Annotated in this window: 14 protein-coding genes; 3 read left to right on the top strand and 11 right to left on the bottom strand. The window is 64.7% G+C overall.

The window, feature by feature from the left end; translation table 11 throughout:
• Positions 1–85: 85 nt before the first annotated feature.
• On the top strand, positions 86–712 hold the full coding sequence (locus UAA55_RS03615) for a D-sedoheptulose-7-phosphate isomerase (protein ID WP_322951302.1): 627 nt from the start codon (positions 86–88) through the stop codon (positions 710–712).
• Positions 713–953: 241 nt separating this feature from the next.
• Here the strand turns inward: UAA55_RS03615 and UAA55_RS03610 are convergent, their stop codons facing one another.
• From UAA55_RS03610 to UAA55_RS03595, 4 genes are all read right to left on the bottom strand, one after another.
• Positions 954–1,928 carry an NAD-dependent epimerase/dehydratase family protein gene (locus tag UAA55_RS03610; RefSeq protein WP_322951301.1) on the bottom strand — a complete coding sequence of 325 codons (975 nt, stop codon included), beginning with the start codon at positions 1,926–1,928 and terminating at the stop codon, positions 954–956.
• Positions 1,925–3,196: a glycosyltransferase family 4 protein gene (locus UAA55_RS03605; protein WP_322951300.1), complete on the bottom strand. Its 1,272-nt coding sequence runs from the start codon at positions 3,194–3,196 to the stop codon at positions 1,925–1,927. Before UAA55_RS03605 ends, UAA55_RS03610 begins: the two co-directional genes overlap by 4 nt.
• The gene (locus UAA55_RS03600; RefSeq protein WP_322951299.1) at positions 3,193–4,125 is read right to left on the bottom strand and encodes a glycosyltransferase family 2 protein; all 933 of its coding nucleotides are present in this window, start codon (positions 4,123–4,125) and stop codon (positions 3,193–3,195) included. The genes UAA55_RS03605 and UAA55_RS03600 overlap by 4 nt, the downstream gene beginning before the upstream one ends.
• 82 nt (positions 4,126–4,207) lie before the next feature.
• Complete coding sequence (locus tag UAA55_RS03595) at positions 4,208–8,194, bottom strand: methyltransferase domain-containing protein (protein WP_322951298.1); 3,987 nt, start codon at positions 8,192–8,194, stop codon at positions 4,208–4,210.
• Between the two features lie 299 nt (positions 8,195–8,493).
• Here UAA55_RS03595 and UAA55_RS03590 point away from each other — a divergent pair, with 299 nt between their 5' ends.
• The gene (locus tag UAA55_RS03590) at positions 8,494–9,270 is read left to right on the top strand and encodes a sulfotransferase family protein (RefSeq protein WP_322951297.1); all 777 of its coding nucleotides are present in this window, start codon (positions 8,494–8,496) and stop codon (positions 9,268–9,270) included.
• A 70-nt stretch (positions 9,271–9,340) separates the two neighbouring features.
• On the opposite strand, the gene mmsB is transcribed toward UAA55_RS03590, so the two are convergent.
• Genes mmsB through UAA55_RS03575 form a run of 3 tightly spaced genes read right to left on the bottom strand, consistent with a single transcriptional unit; the run spans position 9,341 to position 12,932 of the window.
• Positions 9,341–10,228, bottom strand: coding sequence for a 3-hydroxyisobutyrate dehydrogenase (mmsB, locus tag UAA55_RS03585; RefSeq protein ID WP_322951296.1), 888 nt, complete (start codon positions 10,226–10,228; stop codon positions 9,341–9,343).
• A 29-nt stretch (positions 10,229–10,257) separates the two neighbouring features.
• Positions 10,258–11,400 (bottom strand): acyl-CoA dehydrogenase family protein, encoded by a 1,143-nt coding sequence (locus UAA55_RS03580; RefSeq protein WP_322951295.1) that lies wholly within the window; start codon positions 11,398–11,400, stop codon positions 10,258–10,260.
• Between the two features lie 29 nt (positions 11,401–11,429).
• Positions 11,430–12,932: an aldehyde dehydrogenase family protein gene (locus tag UAA55_RS03575; RefSeq protein WP_322951294.1), complete on the bottom strand. Its 1,503-nt coding sequence runs from the start codon at positions 12,930–12,932 to the stop codon at positions 11,430–11,432.
• 743 nt (positions 12,933–13,675) lie between these two features.
• On the opposite strand from UAA55_RS03575, the gene UAA55_RS03570 reads away from it, so the two are divergent.
• Positions 13,676–14,617, top strand: coding sequence for an alpha/beta fold hydrolase (locus UAA55_RS03570; RefSeq protein ID WP_322951293.1), 942 nt, complete (start codon positions 13,676–13,678; stop codon positions 14,615–14,617).
• Between the two features lie 20 nt (positions 14,618–14,637).
• Here the strand turns inward: UAA55_RS03570 and rfaD are convergent, their stop codons facing one another.
• The 4 genes from rfaD to UAA55_RS03550 form a co-directional block, all read right to left on the bottom strand.
• Entirely contained in the window at positions 14,638–15,624 is a 987-nt protein-coding gene (rfaD, locus tag UAA55_RS03565) for an ADP-glyceromanno-heptose 6-epimerase (RefSeq protein ID WP_322951292.1), read from the bottom strand.
• 120 nt (positions 15,625–15,744) lie between these two features.
• A complete protein-coding gene (gene rfaE1 / locus UAA55_RS03560; protein ID WP_322951291.1) occupies positions 15,745–17,214 on the bottom strand; it encodes a D-glycero-beta-D-manno-heptose-7-phosphate kinase in 1,470 nt (489 codons plus the stop codon).
• A gap of 90 nt (positions 17,215–17,304) precedes the next feature.
• Positions 17,305–18,216 carry a DMT family transporter gene (locus UAA55_RS03555; RefSeq protein ID WP_322951290.1) on the bottom strand — a complete coding sequence of 304 codons (912 nt, stop codon included), beginning with the start codon at positions 18,214–18,216 and terminating at the stop codon, positions 17,305–17,307.
• Positions 18,213–19,121, bottom strand: a complete 909-nt coding sequence (locus UAA55_RS03550) for a homocysteine S-methyltransferase family protein (RefSeq protein WP_322951289.1) — start codon at positions 19,119–19,121, stop codon at positions 18,213–18,215. The genes UAA55_RS03555 and UAA55_RS03550 overlap by 4 nt, the downstream gene beginning before the upstream one ends.
• Positions 19,122–19,124 lie beyond the last annotated feature (3 nt).

Raw genomic sequence — 19,124 nt, 5'->3', positions numbered from 1 at the left:
TGGACAGAGCAAGCATACGGAACTGATCTTCCTCGAACATCCAATAGATGGCATCATTTACCCGCAAAATATCTTCAGGTGAAGAATGTTGAAATTCCCAAGCAAGTCTTATGAAGACTGTGGCAAATACGGCGAAGATTATTTCGATCAACTGGCCAAGGCTTCCGCGACGGTGGACCGGGCGGCCCTGCAGCGCGCCGCCGATCTGCTGACTGGCGCGATCGCCGGCGGCGCCACGCTGTACGCCTGTGGCAACGGCGGGTCCGCGGCTATCGCCAATCACTTGGTCTGCGACTGCGTCAAAGGCGTGCGCACCGACACGACAGTGAAGCCCCGCGTGCACAGCCTGTCGGCCAATATCGAGATCATCACAGCGATCGCGAACGACATTGCCTATGAGGATATCTTTTCGTTCCAATTGGAGTCATACGGCAGGCCCGGCGACGTCCTGATCGCCATCAGTTCTTCCGGTGGATCGCCCAACATCATCAAAGCCATTGAAAAGGCGCGCGAACTGGGCATGAAGTCCATCGCCATGACCGGCTTCACCGGCGGCGCGTCGGCTAAAGCTGCGGATGTCAGCCTGCATGTCGATGCTCATAACTACGGCGTCGTGGAAGACCTGCATCAGTCCTTCATGCATTTGCTGGCCCAGTTTCTGCGCCAGCGCCACATGCCTGATGAACGGTTGATCACCGAGAAGAAGTTCTGACCGGGAATTGCCGAGTGACTGGAATCATGGGGGATTGGACGGAATGTCGGACGGGGAAGAGGCTTCCCATCCCCCAGTAGCGGATGGCGCTGCGCTCAAATGGACTACTTCGTCGCCTGTGAAGAATGGCCCTGATCGGCTCAATTGGAGGTGATCAGGGCGGGTCTTCTTCTTGATTGCCGCAGCGCGATAATTCCGCGTCAACCGCGCTCACACCAAGAAATTTATGCGACTATAATACTTAGGGCGCACTTTTCCTGATCCATTCAATCGTAGCACGTAGCCCATCCGACCAACTGGTCAGCGGGCGCCACCCCATTTCCCGGTAAATCAGGCCGATATCCAGCACGTTGACCGGCACGTCGGTGGCTCGCCCAGGCTTATAGATGACATCCAGCGTCCTGTCGGACAAGATCGCCCTCAGGTCGGCAATGATCTGGTTGATGCTGCGGCCCTCGCCCTGGCCAACGTTGAAGACTTTGTGCGATCCGTCGTGGGTGGCTGACGCGACGAGCGCGGACACCACGTCATCGACATAAATGAAGTCGCGCACCACCTCGCCCGTGCCCCAGATCTCCAGCGGCAACCCATCCAACGCCCGACGAGCCAGTGCGGCGATGACACCCTGCTTACGACGCCCAGTCTGGTAAGGCCCGAAGGGGTTCGCCACCCGCAGCACGGCATAGTCCAAGCCATAGAGATGGCGATACAGCCCCAGATACTTCTCTATGGCCAGTTTGCCAATGCCATAGGCCGCGATGGGGTTGGTGGGGGCGCTCTCGGGAATGGGGACTTGCTGGGGAATGCCGTAGACGGTTCCCCCGGAAGAGGCGAAGACGACCTTGCGCACGCCAGAGGCACGGGCGATGTCCAGCAAATGCAGCGTCTGCACAACGCTGCCGGACAGATCTGCGATCGGATCCTTGTTGGAGCTTTCCGGCAAACTGCCACTGATGAGGTGGAAGATCACCTCATTGCCTTCCACCGCCCGGGCCACCGCGGCGTGGTCGGTGAAGTCCCCCGTCATCCAATCCACCCCCCCCAAGGCCCCGGGAAGTGGCTGGGAGCGGCCGAAGGCTTGGACCACAGCACCATTCGCCTGCAAGCGGCGGCAAAGGTTGGTGCCGATAAAGCCGCCCGCACCCAGGACCAGGCATCGGCGACCCTTCAGCGGGGACGCGCCGCCCACATCATCTCGACTGCCAACAGGCGTCATATCAGGTAGCGCTCCATCTCGGTGACCATGCGCTCGAACGTGAAACCGCGGGCGAACGTCCGCGCCCGCGCCGACACACGGTGGCGCAGTTCAGGATCGCCCACCAGAGCCATGATCCCGGCCCCCATGTCCTGCGCGTCGCCCTTGCGGAAGAGTATGCCGCTCTCGCGATCGGTGACGATCTCGACATTGCCGCCCACGGCCGAGGCCACCGTGGGGATGCCACAGGCCAAAGCATGGATCAGGGTGAGGGAAAATGGCTCGTACAGCGACGGGAAGAGATAGATGTCATGCTCGTTGAACAACCGGAACAGCGCGTCTTCCCGCACCGGTTCCTGGAACGTGATCGCGGGTGCGACGTCCAGATCCGCGATCAGACCCTTCAGCCTTTCCGAATAGGCACGGTCCTGGCCGTCGCCCACAATGGTCAGATGGAACTGCCGATCCGGTTCGGTTCGGCGCAGATGGGCCAGGGCTTCCAGCGCAGTATGCACACCCTTCAAGTCGACAAGCCGGCCCGCGAACAGGAGGCGCACCGTGCCCGGGTCACAAAACTGGCGGCGATCACGGAAAGCCGAGGACGGCATGTCCGCGATGCGCACGCCATTGTGGATTACTTTGTGCGAACGGAACGAGATGCCGGCGTCGGCATACAGGTCGCGCATAAACGCCGCACCGAAGATTGCGTCTTCCGCCAAGGGGAAGCGGGGCGTGACCACGGGGGCGGCCGGGGCGCGTATCCAGGACGGCAGCAGGCGGCGCCAGCCTGTCACGGCCGCGGGCTGAGCCGGCGGCATGAAGGGCTTATCCCCGAAAACATGCCCGGTGAAGAAACCGCCGATGTAATCGCCATCCAGGGCGGCGATAAGCCAGTTGTCCGTGAGCATGAGAACGACCCGGCATCCCACACCTTCCAACGCCCGCAGCAGCGACAGGTCGAAGAAGAACAGGTTCCAGGCGAAAATGACGTCGGGCTTTTCCGCCGCCACGGTGGCGTGCAGGATGGCGACGTTGGCCGCGTTGATGCGGGCGCGTTCCGCTTCGTCGGCGGAGAACGGGCTGTAGATGTCGTCGGCGTTGGCCAGCAGCGTCAGGCTGCGATGCACCGTTTGGCCGGCATAGTCCTGGACCTTGCCGCCATAAGTGCTGGTCAGGACAGCAACCTCGTGCTCCCGCTGGACGAAAGCGCCAGCAACGTCGGCGCAGAGCCGTTCATACCCGCCGACAACGTTGGGAGGATAGAGATTGCTCAGAAAAAGGATTTTCATGCGACGACACTATTCATGAACTGGCGGAAGGCGACGTCCGTGAAGAAAGGATGGTTCTCCAACGTCCGGCTGGGATGACGGTCGAAGTAATTGAGGAAAAGCAGCACCGGCCGGGTCAGGGTGTGGCGATCGAGCAGATCGAGCATGGGCAGGGTCCGCTGCCAATCCATGGCCGCCGCATCCGGCGCCCGCCACAGGCGGTGCAGGTAGTGCGCCACCACCGCCGCCCATTCCACCTTCACCTTCAAGTGGCCTTCGCTGATGGTATTGGTGTCATGTTGCCGATAGCTCAGCAAGGGGGCATCGACGCGATGGATGGTCCGGCCTGAGCCGACCACGCGTAAGAAGAAATCCAGGTCGTGGGCATAGCGCAACGCGCTGAAATACCCCAGTTCGTCGAACGCCCGCCGCCGAATGAGAAGGTTTGACGTCGTCATGAAGATGTTGCCGTTGACCAGGGTCAGCCCCAGGTCGCCGGAGGTGCGATGGAAGGCCACCGCCTCCTCGTACCAGGTGTTGGCCAGCGCTCCGCCCCGCCCGTCAATGAAATCGAGGCCGGTCATCACCACATCCAACGCCGGGTCCGCCTGAAGGGGCGCTAGCATTCGCTGGAACCGATCCGGGTGATAGATATCGTCGGAGTTCAAGATGGCGATCAGGTCGCCCGTCGCCCGATGGATGCCGTCGTTGATGGCGGCGTGCGCGCCGCCATTCGGCTTGGACCAAAACACGATCCGCGCGTCACCGGCGGCGTAGTCGCGGGCCACCTGGGCCGACTGGTCACGTGAACCATCATCCACAATGACGATCTCGTGCACGGGAACGGTCTGCCCAAGGACGCCCTCCAACGCCGCCCCGATGTAATGCTGATGATTATAGAGCGGGATTACGACGGATATGCGCGATTGATTAGAGTTCATGGTTTCCATCCAGACGCCGGGCGGCCCCCGCGCGAAGGGCAAGGCTACGGCACTACCCCATTACCGCCAGCATTGTCAAAGATCGCCTGCATCACCTCGGGACCGGCAAGTTCAGGAAGCGTAGCATCTCCTTCAATTGCCCGGTAATCGCCGGGATGGAGAAGCGCTCGGTGGCAAATGCGATGCCGCCATCGGACAGGCGCTGCCACAGCTCCCGCTCTTGATAGAGGGCCGCGATGGCCGCCGCATAGTCGTCAGGCGTCTCGGCGGTCAGTATGTTCAAGCCCGTCTTCAGCCCCATGCCCTCCACCGCGACTTTGGACGCGACGCACGGCACGCCATAGGACAAGCTGGTCACGACCTTTCCCTTGATGCCGGCACCGAAGCGAAGCGGCGCCACAGTGATTCGGCAATTCGCGAAGGTTTCCGTTAGGTCTGCGACATAGCCGACGACGACCACACCTTGGTCCGGGGCGTGCAGCGCCAACACCTCGGCCGTCGGGTTGCTGCCAACGATCCTCAAGATCACGTCAGGCAACAAGTGCCGGACCTTGGGCCAAGTCTCGGCCACGAAGGTCAGGATGGCATCAACGTTCGGCTGGTGGGCGAAGCCTCCGATGAACACGATGTCCCGCCGCGTCTCGAACGGCGCGAACCGGCCGGGAATGTCGCGAACGATGGGGATCAGCCGCTTGGGCGCCTGCGGCAGGATCTCATCCAGCAGGCGGTATTCCTGCTCGCTCAACACGATGGTGCAGTCCGCGCGGGACGCCACATCCAGTTCCACCGCGCGGGTATAATTCGCCTGCTCTAGCATCTGGGGCGAGCGCATCATGACCGCTTGCCGCTCCTCCCGCACGAAGTGCAGGTCAACGGTGTCAAAGACGATGCGAGCGTTGATCGCGTGACGCAGCAACGGGTCGATTAGGTGGCAGGCGACCGTGACGCGATACAGCATCACCAGATCAAACTCGGCCCCGTGGGCTTCCACAAAGCCGGCGGCGCTATCGACATAGGGTGCGCAAACGCAGGTTACGCCCAACCGCCGTAAATCGTCGGTATAGCGGCCCGCATGTGCAAGGGAATGGGCCGGAACAAAGGTTACGTCGTAGCCCAGTTCCAGGAAAATGCGCATGAACCAGAAGATGTCAGCAGACCCGGAGTCCTTGTCCACCTCAGGCGTCAGATGATCAATGAACAGGACTCGCGGCCGACGCATCGCCCGATAAGACAGCTGCCGATCCAAGACCAGACCGGTGCCGCCAAGCGCGCGCGCCCATTCCTGCCGGAACCGCCAACGGTCGTGGGACAAGGTCCAGGGCTCTGGCGCCCCCAGAGGCGGCGCCCCAACTACGGGCGCGAAGGGTTGGCACACGGTCGCGCGGTTGACATCGCGCAACCGCATCGAGAAATCGGCCAGCGCATAACCCAAGCCCAGATAGTCTTCCGACAGCCCTCCGACCTCCTGCCACAGCGACCGGGCGATGAACAGGGCGCCGGAACCAGCCCCATCGACATCCTGCACCGAAGCGACGGCGTAGTGGTCAGCAGGGAGGCCGGCCGCGTTGGGCGATATGGTGCCATCCGCATGGATGCATAGGCCCGCGGCGGCCACGCGACCATCCTCCGTCAGGTGACAGGCGGTCACGAGGCCAGCCTGCGGAAAAAGCGCCTGAGCCTGCGTCAAGGCGTCCCGCCAGCCCGGCGCCAACTGGGTACCGGCTGTCAGCAACAAGAGTTGCGGGCTGCCCGACGCCAGAATGGAACGGTTGATCACTGCGGGTAAGGATTGCTCCCCGGTGTCGGCGACTTCAATGCCCGCCGAATTGCACTGCTGCTTCCACGCCGGATCTGCAGCCCATTCGGCCACGGCAACGACCTTGATTAACTCGTCACCCAGCGAAACCAGCGAAGCACGGGCGCCTTCGGGGTCGCCGCCTAAAAGCAGAACGGTAACCTCCGGATGGTCCGCAGGCGCGAAGCGCGGCCAGGACGCGTTGGACACGAGGGACGTGGCCGGCCCGTCCTCAATGACGGTCCCGTCAGCCGGCGCCGAACCAGCGTCCACGATCGGCAGCCCTTGCCGCCGGCGATCGCCGATCCATCGCACGAGGGGATTGTCGCCCTTCGCCACGTAGCCTGTCCTATGGAACCACGCATTGGGCTGACGGCCCTCCGCCGCCCCCCAGGCGACATAGTGCAGAACCGGCACTACCCCCGAGGCCGCCACGTCTGGATATTGGGACAGATAGAAGTCGGTATCGAACACGCCGCTCGCGTTGATAAATCTGACCAGCCGGCGTTCCTTCAGGCGGGCCTGCAACTGGCCGGTGACCAGCCAGCCCATGAACAGCCTCAACCGGACAGAAGCACCGGACCGCAGGACCCGGCGGCTGACTTTCCCCGCCAGGCGCAAAGGCGCCGTGAACCGCCAAGACGCCGACCCGTATAGGGCCGCGAGAACTGCGTCCCGGGCGACAAGCTGGGCGCCAATGTCGGCGGCTTCCTGCGCCAGCCGGCTCATTTCATGGTCCCGGTTCAGCAACTCGCCGTCACGGGCATTAATGGTCGCCAAATGGCGGTTGATTTCACGGCTCATAAACACTTGGCGCTTATCCCGTTCAAAGGCATTGGCCTTCAAGCGGGCGAGCTCAACATCCCGGCTGGAAAGATCATCGTTCAGCCCCGCGACTTCCGCCTTACGCAGCGCGAGCTCACCGTTGATGCGGCTGATCTCACCATCGCGATGGGAAATCTCGCCATTCAGCCGTGTGATTTCCGTCTCGCGCGCCGTGACCTCGCCATTGATGCGACTGATCTCGCCATTCAGCCGCGCGATCTCAGCCTCACGCAGCGCGAACTCGCCATTGATGCGACTGATCTCGCCGTTCAGCCGCGCGATCTCCGCCTCACGCAACGCGAACTCGTCATTGACGCGGCTGATCTCGCCGTTCAGCCGCGCGATCTCCGCCTCACGCAGCGCGAACTCGCCATTGATGCGGCTGATCTCGCCGTTCAGCCGCGCGATCTCCGTCTCACGCAGAGCGAATTCGCCATTGATGCGGCTGATCTCGCCGTTCAGCCGCGCGATCTCCGCCTCACGCAGAGCGAATTCGCCATTGATGCGGCTGATCTCGCCGTTCAGCCGCGCGATCTCCGCCTCACGCAGCGCGAACTCGCCATTGATGCGGTTGATCTCGCCGTTCAGGCGTTCGACCTCCGCCTCGCGCAGAGCGAATTCGCCATTAACGCGCGAAATCTCATCATACAGCTCCCCCATCTTACCTTGTGCGGATGCCAGCGCCGTCTCCAGCGCCATTTCGTGCACCGGCGACTGCATCACACTGTTCAAGACGGTGGGCAGCGCGTGGCGCGTGGCTATGGCGATATAATAAGGCGGGTTGGGGACGCCGGACGACTTTTTGAAATGGGTGCCGTCCTCCGTTTCGTATCCTTCGATTGCAGGTTCCGCGACGCCGTCCGCCCCCAAAATAACCGAGCCCGTCAAGGCGCGCTGCTCGAAGATACGAACATTCGGGAAGTGAGTAGCCAACAGGTCTTCAAATTCCTGCCGGTTCAGTTCACGACAATGAAAGGGATTATGGTAGTCTGCCGCCTCAGTATAAACGTCACGGTTCGGAGAAGAGATAATCAGTAATCCATCATGCCGCAGTATACGGGCGACATTCTCAATAAATCGCTCTTGTTCTTGAAAATGCTCAAGCGTCTCGAAGCTGACAACAACATCAATGGACGCATCGGGCAGATCCAGATGCGCAGCATCGCCGTGGCGATAACGCACGTTGTCCGAACCATAGTGGGCGTTGGCGAAATCCACCGCCGGCTGATCGATATCGATACCAGTTACGGATCGCGCGACCTGGCCCAACAGAAAGCTGCCGTAGCCCTCGCCACTCGCTACGTCGATTACGTCCTTGCCCCGGCACAGGGATGCCGCGAATAAATAGCGGTGGTAATGCTCATGCTGTATTCCGCCGAGCACACCTGAAACATAACGCTCTCCCGTGAATTCCAACTGATTATCAGGACGGGGAAAATAAAAAGAAACGTCAGTCACCGCTTACACCCGGAATAACATAGACAACCATTCCCGGGCGATCCAGGAATGGTCGCTGACAGATAATATACTTTTGGCGTCAGTGCCAGTTTTTAAACACGCACCTCTCTTGCCCACGAGAGGCAGCCGCCACCGGCACCAACTCATGGCGCGGCATCCTTTCAGGAAAGCCATACGGATAATTGGAAATCATCCGGCAAGCGCGCCGCCACCAAAAAGGCATAGCCCCATGGTCTATGTATAAACGTCCATCCGAAGTGTTATTATATAAATAAAATTGCAAATATGCGCAGGAAATCATGGGCAAGACCCTTATTCACTACCATTTGTTCAAGAATGCGGGAAGTAGTATTGATAAGATACTGCGGAAGTATTTTGAAGATCAGTGGGCTTCATTCGACGGAGATGATCCTTATGGCTTGATAGATGACCAGCAGATCCGGGAGTATTTTGAATGTCATGAATATGTAATTGCTCTGTCAAGCCATTTGGCCAGGCCGCCCATTCCCTATGCCGACACCATTCCTATTGTTTTCTTGCGACATCCAGTTGATCGAGCCTTGTCCGTCTACCGCTTCTGGCAGGCAAATCCGCACCTACCAGGACATCAGTTCGTGGTGAATCGCACATTCAGGGACTTCATCGATTGGTCAATAAAATCCAATGATGTCGGCTCTATCATCAAGAACTACCATGTCATCCACCTGACTGGAGCTGCTTTCCGGTATCGGACGGATGGTTATTACGCACCAAATATTCAGGATCTGAATGATCTGAAGGCATTACTGGAGAACTGGTCCACATTCGGCATCGTGCGCCGCTTCGACAAATCCATGGCTCTTTTCAATGCCGCCTATGGTAGTCTTTTCCCGGGTCTATTCGAAGGCTCTTGCCACGAGAATATAACTAACGCCGCCTTTGTCTCTGACGAGATGGAGGTCGAACGGGCTCGAGACCTCGCGGGTGCCGACATCATCGCAGACTTCATTGACAGCAACTATTTGGACATGGAGCTATACAGCTGGGCGCAGCAGATATTTGACAGAAAACTCCACGTCGCCGTGGCGGCCGCATAGTCCATCTACTGTATCCACTATAATGTAGACCGCGCGCCTGGAATTCCGAGTATTCGGAGGCGCCGATCCCTCAACTCCCCCTCAGCATCTTCACGATGGCCGAGAAATCCAGATGCCCGTTCCCAGCGGCGGAGAACAGGGCGTACAGCGCCGCCGCGTTGGCGCCCAGGGGCGTGGCGGCGCCGCTGGAGGCCGCCGCCGCCTGGGCCAACTTCAGATCCTTCAGCATCATGTCGACGGCGAAGCCGGGGGCGTAGTCGCGGTTGGCAGGGGAGGTCGGAACCGGACCGGGGACCGGGCAATAGGTGGTCAAGGACCAGCACTGGCCGGAGGAGGTGGAACTGACGTCGAACAGCTTCTGCCGGTCCAGGCCCAGCTTGTCGGCCAGGGCGAAGGCTTCCGACACGGCGATCATGGAAATACCCAGGATCATGTTGTTGCAGATCTTGGCCGCCTGGCCGGTTCCGGGGCCGCCGGTGTGCACCACCGTCTTGCCCATCCGCGCCAGGTAGGGCCGCGCCCGCTCCATCGCCTCGTCACTGCCGCCCACCATGAAGGTCAGCGTGCCGGCGGCGGCCCCGCCCGTGCCGCCAGAGACGGGAGCGTCCACCATGGCGAAGCCGCGCGCGGCGGCGGCGGCGGCAACGGCGCGGGCGCTGTCGACATCGATGGTGGAGCTGTCGATTAGCAGGGCGCCCGGGGCCGCCGTGTCGAAGACATTGCCGGCATCCTCATAGACACCACGCACATGGCGGCCGGCGGGCAGCATGGTCACCACCACCTCGGCACCCGAGGCGGCGTCGCCGACGGAACCGGCGATGACGCCACCGGCCTCGGCCAGGGCGGCCAGCGATTGCGGCGCCAAATCGAAGCCCACGACGGTGTGGCCGGCCTTCAGCAGGTTACGGGCCATGGGCAGGCCCATGTTGCCCAGGCCGATGAACGCGATGCGGCTCATGATCGTTTCCCTCCCGTAATGATTGTTCTTCAACCCCTCGCCAGCAGGCGACGGGCGATGATCAAGCGCATGATCTCATTGGTGCCCTCCAGGATCTGGTGCACCCGGACGTCGCGGACATAGCGTTCCAGCGGGTATTCGCGGATGTAGCCGTAGCCACCATGCAGCTGTAGCGCCTCGTTGCACACCTGGAAGCCGACATCGGTGGCGAAGCGCTTGGCCATGGCGCACCAGGTAGTGGCCTCCGCGTCACCGGCGTCCAGGGCCGCCGCCGCGCGGTGCACCATCAGGCGCGCGGCCTCCAGCTCCGTCGCCATGTCGGCCAAGCGGAACTGCAGGGCCTGGAAATCCGCCAGCTTGCGGCCGAAGGCCTCGCGCTCGCCCATGTAGCGGGTGGCGAGGTCCAGGCAGGCGCGGGCCCCGCCCAGGGAGCAGGACGCGATGTTGATGCGGCCGCCATCCAGCCCCTTCATGGCGATGCCGAAGCCCGCCCCGTCCTCCCCCAGCCGGTTTTCCACCGGCACGCGGCAATCCTCGAAGATCACCTGGGCGGTGGGCTGGCAGTTCCAGCCCATCTTCCTCTCCTTCTTGCCGAAGCTGAGGCCCGGCGTGCCCTTTTCCACCACCAGGGCCGAGATGCCCTTGGGGCCCGGCCCGCCGGTGCGCACCATGACGACGTAGAGGTCGGAGACGCCGGCGCCGGAGATGAAGGCCTTGGACCCGTTCAACACGTAATGGCCGCCGTCGCGCACCGCCTTGGTGCGCAAGGCGGCGGCATCGGAGCCGGAGCCCGGTTCCGTCAGGCAATAGCTGGCCACCCGCTCCATGGTCATGAGGCCGGGCAAATACCTCTTCCTGATCGTATCGTTCCCGAAACGATCAATCATCCACGCCGCCATGTTGTGGATGGAGAGAAAGGCCGAGGTGGCGACGCAGCCGGCCGACAGCTCCTCGAACAACAAGGCCGCGTCCAGGCGGGTGAGGCCGGAACCGCCATGCTCTTCCCCGCAGTACAGCCCGCCCATGCCCAGCGCGGCCGCGGCGCGCAAGGCGTCGAGCGGGAAGATCTCCTTCTCGTCCCACTCGGCGGCATGCGGCGCCAGATGCTCGGCGGCGAAGTCCCGCGCCATGTCGCGGAACGCCGACTGCTCCTCCGTCAAACCGAAGTCCATGGCCCTACCCTCCCTGTTCTTGTTCCTGATCAGGCCATGTTCAGCATGATGGTCTTCTTGTGGGTGAAGTGTTCCAGCATGGCCTCCAGCGTCGCCTCCTTGCCCAGGCCGGAGGACTTCACGCCGCCGTAGGACAGGTTGGGCTGCACCACCAGGTTCTGGTTCACCTGCACCAAGCCGGCCTGGAGGCGCTGGGTGGCGTCCAGCGCCGTCTTCAGGTCACGGGTCCAGATGGTGGCGGCCAGGCCGAATTCGCTGTCGTTGGCCTGGGCGATCACATCCTCATAATCCGTGAAGCGGATGACGCAGGTGACCGGCCCGAAGATCTCCTCCCGCGCCAGCCGGCTGTCGTTGGTCATGCCGGTGAAGATGACGGGGCGGACGTACAGGCCCTTGGCCAGGGTGGCGTCCGTGGGGAGGGCGGAGCATTCGTGCGCGGTGGCGCCGGGGGTGCGCTTGCCGTCGGCGATGTAGCCCTGGACGCGGTCGAACTGCTGCGGCGAGACGATGGTGCCAATGTCCGTCCTTTCATCCAGCGGGTCGCCCATGACCATGGCGTCCACCTTGGCCTTCAGCGCCGTGACGAAGGCGTCGTGCAGGCTGTCGTGCACGAAGATGCGGCTGGCGGCGGTGCAGCTCTGCCCCTGGCGGGTGAAGCGCATGCCGGTGATGGCGCCCGCCACCGCCGCTCCCAAGTCGGCGTCGCCCATGACGATCATGGGGCTCTTGCCGCCCAGCTCCAGCGTCACGGGAATCAGCTTGTCGGCCGCCGTGCGGCTGACGATGCGGCCGGTCTCGACCGAGCCGGTGAAGGTGACCTTGGCCACCTTCGGATGCGCCACCAACGGCGCACCGCATTCGGGACCGAAACCGGACAGGATGTTCAGCACGCCGGGGGGCAGCACCCGCGCCATGATCTGGCAGGCGCGCAGCACGGCGAAGGGCGCCTCCTCCGCCGACTTCACCACCACGGTGTTGCCCGCCACCAGCGCCGGCGCGATCTTCAAGGCCATCAGCATCATGGGCACGTTCCAGGGGATGATGGCGCCCACCACGCCCAAGGGCTCGCGCACCGTCAGCGTCAGCATCTTGGGATTGAAGGGCACCGTCTCGCCCTTCAACTCACCGCCCAGGCCGCCGTAGAAGGTGAAGGCGTCGGCCAAGACTCCCGCCTCGACCCGGCTTTCGGTGCGCAAGGCCTTGCCCGTCTCCAGCGCCACCAGACGGGCCAGTTCCTCGGTGTGATGGGTCAGCAGGCGGCCGCATTCCGCCACCAGGCGGCCACGCTCCCGCGCTGGCAGCGCCTTCCACGCCACGCCGGCCTCGACCGCGGCGGCCACGGCGGCATCCACGTCGGCGGCCTCGCCATGGCCGGCATGGCCCATGACCTCACCCTTCGCGGGATTGATGACATCGAAGGTCCTGCCCGAGACCGAAGCCACCAGGCGCCCGCCGATCAGGTGCTTGCCCGACAGCTCGGCGGCCAGGGCATAGGGATCCAGCTGCGGGGCGAGGGGGGCGGGGGTGCTCATGGGTGGGTCGCTCCTGTTTATTCTGCGTCACGGTCCCGGATTGGCCTCGGGACGGCGCGCCCTGTCGGAAACATGGCGCGGCACCGTGAAGGCCGCCAGTATCCGGGCGGGGGGCCTGGCGGCATAGGTACCAAGTTCGCGAAACGGCTGTGCATAAATCCGTAGATACGATACCCCCAGCCTAGGGAAAAGGCCCATAGCCCGCAGTCTATCACCAGGCTGACGCCGCCGCGGCTGGGGTTGTCAGCGAGGCCGGGGCCCTACGGAGGTAGCGGCGAGGGCGCATTCATGTAACGCCATTAAAATTTGTTACCGCTAACAAAAGTCGCTTGACGACACAGTCGGATATAAATATTATTTATCCCAAGCGAACGGTCCTGCGGGACCGGTCGACCAAGATGGGGACGAAAACACCCGAAGACACGGCGCCGCCCCTGGGCGTGCGCTGGTTGGCCAGACGGCCGACGCTTCCGTTTCCTTCCATCGCCCGAGTTTCGCCGGCCCTGTCGGCACATCGCATCTGGCAAGTCCTGCAGAGGCCCGCTCATGGTCCGGCAGGGGTTACCCGATGGCCCTGAGAGAACCCTCCCGTTCCCAGGGTCTTATCTCCCCAAGCCGGGGCGCGCGTCGCCCCGGCTTCTTTTTTTATCCCCCCGCTCAGATCGGCGCGAAGTTCCTGATTCCCTGGACGCTTTTACTGCGCCAGGATGCGGGCCGGGAAAACCTGGGAGACTTCGACAATCATGCGTAGGCATCCGCTTGCCACCGCCGCCCTGGCCGTGTCCTTTTGCGTGCTGTCCGTCGCGACGGGAACCGTCGCGAGCGCCAAGGCGCCGGCCGGCGACATCAACCTGGCGGCGCAGACCATCCCCGCCGCCATCGGCACCGATCCCGTCCCGGATTCCCAGCACCCCGCCCGCATGGCGGTGCTGCACATCCCCACCGGCGGCCGCACGGGCCATCCGGTGGAGATCAACAGCGTCGCCTATCTGGCATCGGGCGCCGGCCCCCACCCCACCTTGCTGTTGCTGCATGGCCTGCCCGGCAATGAGAAGAACCTGGACCTGGCCCAGGCGGTGCGCCGGGCCGGCTGGAACGTGGTGACCATGAACTATCGCGGGTCCTGGGGCAGCCCCGGCAGCTTCCGCTTCGCCAACAATCCGGAGGACGCGGCGGCGGCCCTGGCCTATCTGCGCGACCCGGCCCACGCGCAGGAGCTGGGCATCGACACCGCCCGCCTGGTCATCGCCGGGCACAGCATGGGCGCCTGGACGGCGGCCCATGCCGCGGCCAAGGATGGCAAGCTGGCCGGCCTGATCCTGATTTCCATGGGTGACATCGGCATCATCGCCCATCTGCCCCATGACAGGCTGGTGGCGCTGGCCGCCGACAACCGTGAATTGCTGGCGGGCGTCACGCCGGAAAGCATGGCCAAGGACATCGAGAGCCATGCCGACGCCTTCGCCACCGCCCCGCTGACCGCGCGCCTGACGGGCACCCCCCTGCTGGCCTTGACATCCGACGACGGGCTGGCCAGCCATACCGACGCCCTGGTAGCCGGCATCCGCGCCCACGGCGGCATCCAGATCAGCACCGCCCACGCCGCCACCGACCATGGCTGGTCCGATCACCGCATCGCGCTGGAGGCGGCGGTGATCAACTGGCTGCAGAAGTTGGGGAACTGAACCAGCGCAAGCCGGAACCCTCACACATAAGGATCCGCCGTCCCCATGTGGTCCTGGACGTAGCGGCGGATGCCTTCCTCCAGTTCGGTGAAGGGGCGATCGTAGCCGGCGGCGCGCAGGCGGGCCATGTCCGCCTGGGTGTAATACTGGTACTTGCCCTTCAGGTGGTCGGGCATGGGGATGTAGTCGATGCGCGGCGGCAGGCCCGCGGCGGCGAACAGGGCATGGGTCAGGTCGTTCCAGCTGCGCGCCTTGCCGGTGCCGAGGTTGAACAGGCCGTTGACGCCGGGGTTGTCATAGAGCCACAGCATGACATCGACCGTATCGCCCACCCAGACGAAGTCGCGGAGCTGGCCGCCGTTGACATAGTCCGGCCGATCGGAGGCGAACAGCCGCGCCGGCTCCCCACCCATGATCTGGGGATAAAGCTTGGCGGGGACGGAGCGCATGCCGCCCTTATGGTACTCGTTGGGGCCATAGACGTTGAAGAACTTCAGGCCCACATGCTGCGGCGGCGTGGGCGACCCCTGGTCCAGGGCGGCGCGCACGCGGCGGTCCAGCAGGTGCTTGGACCAGCCATAGGGATTCAGCGGGCGCAAGCGGGCCAGCGCCCCGGCCGAGGAATTGTCGTCGAAGCCCTGGGCGCCATCGCCGTATGTCGCGGCGGAGGAGGCGTAGATAAGCCGTACGCCCGTGACGGCGCACCACGACCACAGGTCCAGCGTCAGCCGGAAGTTATTCTCCACCACCAGGTCGGCATCCGTCTCGGTGGTGGCCGAGATGGCGCCCATGTGGAAGATGACCTTCACCGCGTCGCCGTGGCGCTCCAGGAACTCCGGCAGCTGTTCCGGCGTCACCAGGTCATGCAGGTTGCGCTTGGCGATGTTGCGCCACTTGTCCCCCTGGCGCAGCCGATCGACCACGACGAGGGGACCCAGGCCTCGCTGTTCCAGGCCGGCCACCAGATTGGACCCGATGAAGCCGGCGCCGCCGGTCACGATGATCATGGACTGCTGTTTCCCGTAAAATCCGCGGCGGCCCCTGGTGTCGAGACCGACACGGCCTTGATAGGGGACCACGTCCCCCGGGGCAAGCCGCCCCCAACGCACGCCAGAGGGGCGGCCGGGTCAGCCCGTCACGCGGATGCGCTTGGCGATGCCGGTGGTGCTTTGGTTGGGCACCAGCTCCACCAGGGCCACGCGGCCGCCGTTGGCCTGGACCACGTCGGCACCCACCACCTGGTCGATGGTGTAATCGGCCCCCTTGATCAGCACGTCGGGCATCACCTCGGTGATCAGCGCCAGGGGCGTGTCGTCCTCGAACAGGGCCACGGCGTCGACCGAGCCGAAGGCGGCCAGCACGATGGCCCGCGACCGCTCGTCCTGGATGGGCCGTTCCGGCCCCTTCAGGCGGCGCACCGACGCGTCGGAGTTGAGACCGACGATCAGGCGGTCGCAGGTGGCGCGGGCGGCGGCCAGCAGCTGGACATGGCCGGGATGGATCAGGTCGAAGCAGCCGTTGGTAAAGCCCACCTTCAGGCCCCGGCGGCGCCAGCGGGCGATCTGTTCCCGCAGTTCCGCCCCGCCCAGCACCTTGGACAGGTTCTGGCGGTCGTCCTGTTCGGCCAGGGCGTGCAGCAGTTCCGCCGGGCTGACCACGGCCGTGCCCACCTTGGCCACCACCAGGCCGGCGGCGACGTTGGCCAGTTCCACCGCCTCGGCGATGTCCGCCCCTGTTGCCAGCGCGGCGGCGATGACGGACACCACGGTGTCGCCGGCGCCGGAAACGTCAAAGACCTCCTTAGCCTCCGCCTGCACGTTCAGGGACGTGCCGTCGCCCCGAACCAGGGTCATGCCCTCCTCACTGCGGGTGACCAGCATGCCCTCGATGCCATGGTCGCGCATCAGGGTGGCGGCGGCGGCCACGATCTCTTCCGTGGTCCTGGGATTATGCCCCACGGCCAGCGCCAGCTCCGCCCGGTTGGGCGTGACCAGGGTGGCGCCGCGATAGATCGAATAGTCGGCGCTCTTGGGATCGACGATCACCGGCTTGCCGGCCTCGCGCGCCAGGGCGATCAGCTCCTTCAGGACCGGCGGCGTGAACACGCCCTTGCCGTAGTCGGACAGGATGACGACGTCGACGCCGGACAAGTGCGCGGCCATGGCCGTCACCAGGCCGCGGTGCGTATCCTCCGCCACCGTCTCCTCACTGTCCCAGTCGGAGCGCAGCAGGTGGTGGCCATCGGCCACGAAGCGCGTCTTTTCCGAGGTGCGGCGCCGGGTATCCACCTGCAGGATGGGGGTGACCTGGGCATCGGCCGCTACCAGCTGGCTGACGCGCACACCGGCGGCATCGCCGCCGATGACGCCGCCGAACACCACGTGGCCGCCCAGCGCCGTGATGTTGCGCACCACGTTGCCCGCACCACCCAGCATGACGTCCTCATGCGCGTTGCGCAGCACGGGCACCGGCGCCTCCGGCGAAATGCGTCCCACCTTGCCGCGCACGAAACGGTCCAGCATGACGTCGCCGATGACCATGACCCGGCCCCCCGCCAGGCCTTCCACCGTGGAACTCAAACCGACGAAGCGGCTCATGGCTTCCCCATCCCCAGATCAAACAATAGGCCACACATTATTCGCGCAGCTTAGCACACCGCCCGTGGCGGAGGGCAACCGGCCGCGCCCTCACCCCCGGCGCGTCAGGCCGACGCCGCCCAGGGCCAGGGCGAAGCCGGCCAGCTGCAGCGGTGTCAGTGTTTCATGGAACAGGAAGAAGGCCTCCAGCGCCGCCAGCGGCGGGACCAGCAGCAGCAGCGCCGTGGCGCGCGTGGCCTCGCCATGGCGCACCATCCACACCAGCAGTGAGATGCCGATGACCGAAGGGCCCAGGACGGCCCAGGCCAGCGCCGTCCACAACACCGGGTGCGGATCCCAATGCGGCGTGCCCACGGTCAGGAATAGCAGGCAGACCACACAAAGGGCGCCCAGGTTCTGCAGCGCGCCGGCCGGGCGCAAGTCATCCCCGGCCACGGAGGATTTCTGCAGCAGGGTGCCGATGGTGATGGATAGGACGCTGAGCACGGCCAGGGCTGCCCCCAGCGGCGGCAAGCCACCCGACCCCGCCCCGGCCGCCGCGTGCAGGGCCAGCTTTGGCGCCAGCACGCAGGCGACGCCGGCGAAACCGATGGCCAGGCCCAGCCAGGCCAGGCGGCTGAGCCGCTGGCGGAACACGAGGGTGCTAATGAGGGCGGTGAACAGGGGCTGCAAGGCACCCATCAGCGCCATGATGCCGGCGGCCAGCCCCTGGGCGATGGCCCAGTAGGAGAAGCCGATATAGACGCCCTGCATCAGGCCACCGGCCAGCAGGTGCAGACCCGCCGCCCGGCCACGGGGCCAGGAAACGCCGGCCGTCAGCGTGGCGCCGGTAAAGAGCAGCGCCGTCAGGCCAAAGCGCGCCACCAGAAACAGCTGCACGTCGGCATAGGGCAGCACCGCCCGTCCCACCAGAAAGCCGGTGGACCAGATGAGGATGAACAGCCAGGGGGCGCCCCACCCCAGCAGGCGGGCCCGGAGGGCGGCGGACCCGGCACTCCTCACGGCAAAGCCGCCGCCAGGGCGCGGATATGGTCGGGCCCGATGCCGCAACAGCCCCCGACGATGGCCGCGCCGGCATCCACCCAGCGCCGTGCCCAGTCCAGATAGGTGGCGGGCGTCAGGTCGGCGCGCAGCTCATCCAGGCCGTCGTTGGCGGTGGCATCCTTGGGCTGCGGGGGGAAGGCGTTGGCGTACACGCCCAAAGGCAGCGGTGCGCCGGCGGCGGCGGCCTGGGCCGCGACCAGCGCCGGCCCCATGACCTCGGGCTGGCTGCAATTGAACAGCAGGGCGGCGGCCCCCAGGGCCAGCGCCGCCTCGGTGGCCTGGGCCACTGCCTCGCCCCCGCGCAGGCGGGGATCGATGGCCGCGTCGGCCGCCTCATCCTCCAGTGTGAAGGATAGCCATAGCGGCTTGGCATCATCCTTCCCCGAGGCGCCCCCCAAAGCCGCGCGCACGGCCCGCACCTCCGCCACCGCGCTTTGGGTTTCCGCCAGCCAAAGGTCGACGTGCGGCGCCAGGCCATCTACCAATGGGGCCAGCAGATCCGCCGCACGCGCCGCATCGAACAGGTCGGCGCGGTAGGAGCCGAACAGCGGCGGCAAGGATCCGGCGACGCGGGCCCCGCCCTTGGCGTCCGCCGCCTGCCGGGCCAGCCGTCCGGCAAGGGAGGCCAGGGCCCCGCCTTGCGCAACAAACCTCTCCTCCCCGATATGGAAGGGCACCAGGGCGTAGCTGTTGCTGGTGATGATGTCGGCACCGGCATCCAGGAAGGCGTCGTGGGCCCGGCGCACATAATCCGGCGCCTCGATCAGCGCCAGGGCCGACCATTCCGGCTGGCGGAAGGGCGCGCCCATGCGCTGCAATTCGCGTCCCATGCCACCGTCCAGCAGGATCGTGCGCCGTCCCATCCA

Origin of the sequence: Nitrospirillum guanabarense (assembly GCF_034653355.1) — a bacterium.
GTDB lineage: Bacteria > Pseudomonadota > Alphaproteobacteria > Azospirillales > Azospirillaceae > Nitrospirillum.
The sequence above is the reverse complement of the archived record's forward strand: the minus strand, read 5'-3'. Positions and strand labels throughout refer to the sequence as shown.

Coding starts and splice junctions, on each gene's coding strand:
- UAA55_RS03580 (WP_322951295.1), bottom strand. CDS start 11,400: ATGGACTTCGGTTTGACGGAGGAGCAGTCGGCGTTCCGCGACATGGCG.
- mmsB (WP_322951296.1), bottom strand. CDS start 10,228: ATGAGCCGCATCGCGTTCATCGGCCTGGGCAACATGGGCCTGCCCATG.
- rfaD (WP_322951292.1), bottom strand. CDS start 15,624: ATGATCATCGTGACCGGCGGCGCCGGCTTCATCGGGTCCAATCTGGTG.
- UAA55_RS03590 (WP_322951297.1), top strand. CDS start 8,494: ATGGGCAAGACCCTTATTCACTACCATTTGTTCAAGAATGCGGGAAGT.
- rfaE1 (WP_322951291.1), bottom strand. CDS start 17,214: ATGAGCCGCTTCGTCGGTTTGAGTTCCACGGTGGAAGGCCTGGCGGGG.
- UAA55_RS03550 (WP_322951289.1), bottom strand. CDS start 19,121: ATGGGACGGCGCACGATCCTGCTGGACGGTGGCATGGGACGCGAATTG.
- UAA55_RS03615 (WP_322951302.1), top strand. CDS start 86: ATGTTGAAATTCCCAAGCAAGTCTTATGAAGACTGTGGCAAATACGGC.
- UAA55_RS03605 (WP_322951300.1), bottom strand. CDS start 3,196: ATGAAAATCCTTTTTCTGAGCAATCTCTATCCTCCCAACGTTGTCGGC.
- UAA55_RS03575 (WP_322951294.1), bottom strand. CDS start 12,932: ATGAGCACCCCCGCCCCCCTCGCCCCGCAGCTGGATCCCTATGCCCTG.
- UAA55_RS03570 (WP_322951293.1), top strand. CDS start 13,676: ATGCGTAGGCATCCGCTTGCCACCGCCGCCCTGGCCGTGTCCTTTTGC.
- UAA55_RS03600 (WP_322951299.1), bottom strand. CDS start 4,125: ATGGAAACCATGAACTCTAATCAATCGCGCATATCCGTCGTAATCCCG.
- UAA55_RS03610 (WP_322951301.1), bottom strand. CDS start 1,928: ATGACGCCTGTTGGCAGTCGAGATGATGTGGGCGGCGCGTCCCCGCTG.